The organism is Desulfosarcina sp. (genome assembly GCF_041551955.1).
Lineage (GTDB): Bacteria > Desulfobacterota > Desulfobacteria > Desulfobacterales > Desulfosarcinaceae > Desulfosarcina.
Map to the genome: position 1 here is coordinate 1 of NZ_JBFELV010000315.1, position 5,840 is coordinate 5,840.

Annotated in this window: 5 protein-coding genes; 1 reads left to right on the plus strand and 4 read right to left on the minus strand. The window is 59.0% G+C overall.

Going from position 1 to position 5,840, the window contains the following annotated elements:
• The first annotated feature begins 78 nt into the window (after nucleotides 1-78).
• Complete coding sequence (locus ABYV26_RS18855) at nucleotides 79-1,329, plus strand: MFS transporter (RefSeq protein ID WP_372682902.1); 1,251 nt, start codon at nucleotides 79-81, stop codon at nucleotides 1,327-1,329.
• Nucleotides 1,330-1,416: 87 nt separating this feature from the next.
• Here ABYV26_RS18855 and ABYV26_RS18860 read toward each other — a convergent pair whose 3' ends face one another.
• From ABYV26_RS18860 to ABYV26_RS18875, 4 genes are all read right to left on the minus strand, one after another.
• Entirely contained in the window at nucleotides 1,417-1,965 is a 549-nt protein-coding gene (locus ABYV26_RS18860; RefSeq protein ID WP_372682903.1) for a hypothetical protein, read from the minus strand.
• Between the two features lies 1 nt (nucleotide 1,966).
• Nucleotides 1,967-2,965 (minus strand): TAXI family TRAP transporter solute-binding subunit, encoded by a 999-nt coding sequence (locus ABYV26_RS18865; protein WP_372682904.1) that lies wholly within the window; start codon nucleotides 2,963-2,965, stop codon nucleotides 1,967-1,969.
• A gap of 53 nt (nucleotides 2,966-3,018) precedes the next feature.
• Nucleotides 3,019-3,468, minus strand: a complete 450-nt coding sequence (locus tag ABYV26_RS18870; RefSeq protein ID WP_372682905.1) for a universal stress protein — start codon at nucleotides 3,466-3,468, stop codon at nucleotides 3,019-3,021.
• A gap of 102 nt (nucleotides 3,469-3,570) precedes the next feature.
• Nucleotides 3,571-5,840, minus strand: a 2,270-nt coding sequence (locus tag ABYV26_RS18875; protein ID WP_372682906.1) for a TRAP transporter permease, incomplete at its 5' end; no start/stop codon positions are given.

Here is a 5,840-nt window from a genome sequence, read left to right on the forward strand (position 1 = left end):
AATTTGCTTTTGTCGGTGGTCTTCTTTTAGCAACCAGATTGTCTTTAATCATGTTGACACCCTTTTCAAGGAAATAACATGGTCACCACCCTGGGTGCGTTTGGTGCATTGTTTGCCGCCGCCTTTGTCTTTCTGACCGGCAACGGTCTGTTAAACACCCTGCTGAGCACACGCATGGCCGCGGAGGGTTTCTCGACCGGCACCACCGGCATCGTCCTGTCCTGTTATTTCACCGGCCTGTTGACCGGTTCATTCACGTGCCATCGCTTGATCCAACGGGTGGGACACATCCGGGCCTTCACGGTGTTTGCCGCCACGACGACCGCCGCGGCCCTGCTTCACGGGCTCTACCTCTCCCCATGGTTCTGGGGGGCCCTGCGATTCATAAGCGGGATTACGACCTTCGGCCTGTTCATGGTCATCGAGAGCTGGCTCAACGAGTGTACCGCCTCGCGCTACCGGGGGCGGGTGTTTTCCATGTACATGACCCTGACTTACCTGGGCATCGGCATCGGCCAGCAGTTGCTCAACATCGGAAACGTTCATGGGCAAACGCTTTTCATCCTTGCCGGGATCCTCTTCGCCCTCTGCCTGGTGCCGGTGTCGGCCACCCAGGGTGTTCACCCCAGTCTGCCCGAAACCAAGCCCTACCATTTCATATCGATTTTCCGCCGGGCACCGCTGGGCATGCTCGGGAGCATGGCCGCCGGCCTGACCAACAGCGCCTTTTATGCCATGATGCCAGTGGTCTGCACCGACATCGGTCTGTCGCTGCGCCAGCTGTCCTGGATCATGTCCATCACCGTGTTCTGCGGCCTGGCGGCCCAGTGGGCGGTGGGAACCCTATCCGACCGGTTTGACCGCACCACTGTCCTCACCGCGATCGCAACCGCTATTGCCGTTGTCAGCACGTTCATGTTCATCCTCGGAGCGCGTTCGTTCGGGGGAATGGCTGCAGGGATGGGAACCTTCGGCGCACTGATGTTTGCCATCTACCCGGTCGCGGTGGCCCGGGCGCATGATATCTTCGGTGGGCAGGAGGCCGTGGCCGTCAGTGCCGGCCTGCTCTTCGCCTACAGCGTCGGTGCCAGCGTCAGCCCCTTGCTGGCCTCCGGGGTGATGACCCTGCTGGACTCCCCGTTTGGCCTTTTCGCTTTCTGGTTGCTGATCAACGGCGCCTTCGCCGTGATCACCCTCTATTTGAGAAAAATGGAAAAAGTAGAAATCGTGGCGGTAGACGACCAGGTGGCCTTCGTGCCCATGAAAAGCACATCTTCTGTGGTCATGTCCCTGGATCCACGAACCGACCCTGAAATTGACCGACCCTGAAATTGACCGATCCTGAACATTGAATCCTCTTCGCCGCAAGCGACGAAATATGCGTTTGCTATCGCGGTTCACGATAGTGGATGTGAATCAACGCAGCATGCCGGGTCGACGCCCCCCGCCCATCGGAAACGGATCGTTGTCCGGTGTGGGCAGGCTGACGACGATCACGTTTTCGGGCTCCAATCGGATGGTCGTCCGGCGGTAAAGCGAATACCAAACCCCCACCTGTTTGCCCGCAGGATCGGCAATTACCCCGCCCAGGATGGCGGGTGTAAACCCCAACTGATCGGTCATGGCGTCCACCAGCCGACTCAACAGCTCAGGCGTCATATCCACAGACCGCCACAACCCCGGCTTTAAGGTGTAGGACCGGTGAATGGCCAGGATGGCCGTGGGACGGGCCGCGGGACCGGTGGCATAGTAGGCGTGGTCCGCCAGGACCTCGTAGCGCTCGAAGGTCTTACTAACATCGTTGCTGCGCTGCAGGCGGCCGTAGTTGGCGGTGCAGGCCACTGCCAGGGCCGCCAGCAGGGCCGCTATCGGCAGCAGGCGCTGAATGGGGTGGGAATGCTTGACTTGATTTGAAACCCGATTCATCCCTCCGGCAGACTGAATGTAGCGGGCTGGTTTCGGCACATTATTTCCCCTGGGTTGAAAAATAGGCTGCCGCACCCGGGTGCAGGGATAGGCCGATATCCGGAGCATCTGCTGGTTTCACTGAGAACTGGCCCAGCGCGGGATGGATGCTTTGCAGACTGCCCTGATGCTTTTCCAAGGCGGCCATAATCGCCATCGCGGTCTCATCATCGAGGCTACCCGAGGCGACCAGCAGGATCGTCGTTCCGAACGAGGCCACCGGCTTTTCAAGACCGGGGTAGGTGGCGGGAGGAATGCTGATAGTTGAGACGGCAGGATTTCCGTTTATCGCGCGGGAAATATCAGCATCGTCCATGTCCACCGGCACGGCCGCGCAAAGGTCGATGAGCTGCTGGAACGCCGAGTCCGGGTGCACGCCGATATGCACCATGGCATCGACGGCGCTGTGGCAAAACGCCATCTTGTCTTGCGACTGCGAGGCCGGCAACTCCTGTATTAGCGTGAAATCCCGTTTGGTCCAACCCTTGGCCGTCATGATGAAATCAACCGCATCGCGCACCTTCGTGCGCGCAATGCCGATGTTGATGCGCTTTCCTTTCAGATCCGAGAGGCCGGCGATACCGGCGTCGCCGCGAGCGACCAGGAGGATGGGCAGTTCATAAAGCGGCAATAACGCGCCGAGATTGTCATAGCGGATGTCCAGGAACATAAACTGACCATTGCGGGTCATGGCGTCATTCAGCAGGCGTGAATCGAGAAGGGCCAAATCCAGCGATCCACCGTTCAGGTTGGTCAGGTTGTGGAGATCGTCCGATGCAGGAATCAACCGACAATTTAACTCCCCGGGCGACTGGTTGAGGATGCGGCAGATCGCCCGCCCGGCAAAGTAAGAAAAGTCACCTGCGGCGCCGGTTCCAAGGAGCACGTCATCGGCGTCGGCAGCCAGGGGAACGGTTCCCAATATCACGGCGGCGCAAAGCATCGTTAAACGTTTAAGAAAATTAGAGATACCTTTCTGATTGATGAGCTGGGTGGCCATTGTGTTTCCTCCCAGGAATTAAAAGATGAGCGCTTTGGTTCACGCTAAAACGATCACGCCCCCTCGGCTTTGGATTGAACGTTTCGCAACCTCAGCACGCTGCAGTTGGCGTGATCGGAAACCCGCTGTGAGCAGGATCGGCTGAACACGTCGTTAATTTTATGATGGCGGTTGTGGTAGACGACGATCAAATCCGCCCGCCACGCGTCGGCCTCACTGATGATCTCCTCCCAGTTTTTTCCGGTCCGCAGACTGTGGGTGACGGTCTTGTCGCAATAGCCGGCAACAAACTGCTCCAGGGCCGCTTTGACCCGCTCGGCGGCCCCCTTTTGAATTTCCTCAGGCACCATCGAGGCAACGATGGGCATACCGAAACCGGGCATCACCGTAACCAGACGGACGTCGGCACTGCCGAGCGTTGCGATGGCAACCGCCTTCTGGTAAACTTGTGCCGCCGTTTCCGGGTAGTCGATGTCCACCGGAACAAGAATTTTTTTAAACATGGTTTGCGCCCCCGGATAATCCTTTGATGGGTGAAAATTAATCAAACCTCTCGCGCCGCTCATATTTTCCTGAAACCAACGGCAGTATTGATCGAAAATCGATTAGGTTGATGCAGCAAGTTTCTGGAGCTTTTTACTGCGCCGGTTCTGAACAAACCAGATCAACCCATAAAGCAATAGCGCCGGAATGAACATTAACTCCTTGTCTGGCCGGTCGCTGGGAATCTGGATATTCAGAATCTCTTGGTCGAAGTCGATGCCGGCCTTTTCCGCCAGGCTGGAAAAAACCACATTGTCCACCAGGATCTTGCCCTCCTCCTCGCGGGTTTCGATGCCGATACCCGCCAGCCGTTCCTTGCCGGTGGCTTCGTCTCCTACCTTGAGCATCAGTGTCTTGGTGTATTCCTTGCCGTTCATGGTCTCGCCTTTGACCTCGATGCGCAAACGCCTGCTGGGTTCCATGGCGGCCACCATCTCTTCGAGGTTGGTGGCCGGCATTTTGACCAGTGGCGGATAAACCATATCCCACCAGAAACCGGGACGGAACAGGGTAAAGGCCACCAGCAGCAGCGCGGCGGTCTCCCAGAGGCGGCACTTGACCAAGAAATAGCCCTGTGTGCCCGCGGCAAAGGCCAGCATGGCAGCCACCGCGGCAACGATGACCACCACCAGATGAAACCAGCCGGTCAAACCGACCATAATCAACTGGGTGTTGAAGATGAACATGAACGGCAGCACAGCGGTGCGGATATCATAAATGAATCCCTGGATGCCGGTGCGTATAGGATCCCCGCCGGATATGCCGGCAGCGGCAAAGGCCGCCAGCCCCACCGGTGGCGTGTCGTCGGCCAGGATGCCGAAATAGAAGACAAACAGATGCACGGCGATCAGCGGCACGATCAGGCCGTTCTGGGCGCCCAGTTCCACGATCACCGGGGCCATCAGGGTGGAGACGACGATGTAGTTGGCCGTGGTGGGCAGGCCCATGCCCAGGATCAGGCTGATCACGGCGGTAAAGAGCAGGATTAGCATCAGGTTGCCGCCGGAGATGAACTCGACGAACTCGGTCATGACCAGGCCGATGCCGGTCAGGGTGACCGTGCCGACGACGATGCCGGCGGCCGAGGTGGCCACGCCGATGCCGATCATGTTGCGGGCGCCGTTGATAAAGCCTTTGATCATATCGTTAAAGCCCGCCTTGAAGGTGAATGCATCTCCCTTCATCTTGCGAAACACGCCTTTGAGCGGTCGCTGGGTCAGCACGACGAAGATCAGCAGCATCGTGGCCCAGTAGGCGGACAGTGCCGGCGAGAGTCGCTCGACCACCAGGCACCACATGAGCACCACGACAGGCAGCAGAAAGTAATACCCGGCCTGGGCCGTGGCCCACAGTTCCGGCAGTTCCACGATTTCGAGACTGGTGTCCAGCTCCGGTACCCGGCAGGCGAACTTGAGCAGAAGCAGGTAGGCCACCAGCAGCAGGACACAGACGATGTAGATGGCGGCCTTGCCGGCAACGGTCTTGATCCATCCCAGGCCGTAGTAAGTGACACCGCCGATGATGATGATGAACAGAAAGGTCATCAGCGCCGAGAGCACCTTGCGCTGCAAGGTCGTGGTCACGGGCCTTTCCATGCCCTTGAGCCCCAACTTGCAGGCTTCCAGGTGGACAATGTAAAAAAGGGCGATGTACGAAATGATGGCCGGCAGGAAGGCGTGTTTGATGACCTCCACGTAAGAGATGCCCACGTATTCGACCATCAGAAAGGCGGCCGCCCCCATGACCGGCGGCATGAGCTGCCCGTTGGTCGAGCAGGCCACTTCCACGGCCCCGGCTTTCTCCGGGGTAAAGCCGACCTTTTTCATCAACGGGATGGTGAAGGTGCCGGTGGTGACCACGTTGGCGATGGAGGACCCGGAGACCAGGCCGGTCAACCCGGAAGCCACCACCGCGGCTTTGGCCGGACCGCCGCGCAGATGACCCAGGGCGGCAAAGGCGGTGCGGATAAAGTAGTTGCCGGCACCGGCCGACTCCAGCAGCGCACCGAAGAGCACGAACATGAAGACCATTCCGGTGGAGACGCCCAGGGCCACCCCGTAGACACCCTCGGTGGTCAACCAGTAGTGGGTCATGCCCTTGACCAGGCTGGCTCCCTTGTGGGCGATCACGTCGGGCATGTAAGGCCCGGCAAAGGTGTAGATGATAAACACGGTGGCCACCACCATCAGGGGCGGCCCGAGCGCACGGCGGGTGGCTTCCAGCAGCATGACCAGGCCGACGACGGCCACGATCAGGTCGATACGTGTGGGCAGGCCGGGGCGGTTGGCCAGTTCCGCGTAGAACCAGAAAAAATAGGATGCACAAAATGCGG

What these genes read in the sequence shown, in the direction of transcription:
- ABYV26_RS18865 (WP_372682904.1), bottom strand. Translation starts at nt 2,965, where the DNA reads ATGGCCACCCAGCTCATCAATCAGAAAGGTATCTCTAATTTTCTTAAA.
- ABYV26_RS18870 (WP_372682905.1), bottom strand. Translation starts at nt 3,468, where the DNA reads ATGTTTAAAAAAATTCTTGTTCCGGTGGACATCGACTACCCGGAAACG.
- ABYV26_RS18855 (WP_372682902.1), top strand. Translation starts at nt 79, where the DNA reads ATGGTCACCACCCTGGGTGCGTTTGGTGCATTGTTTGCCGCCGCCTTT.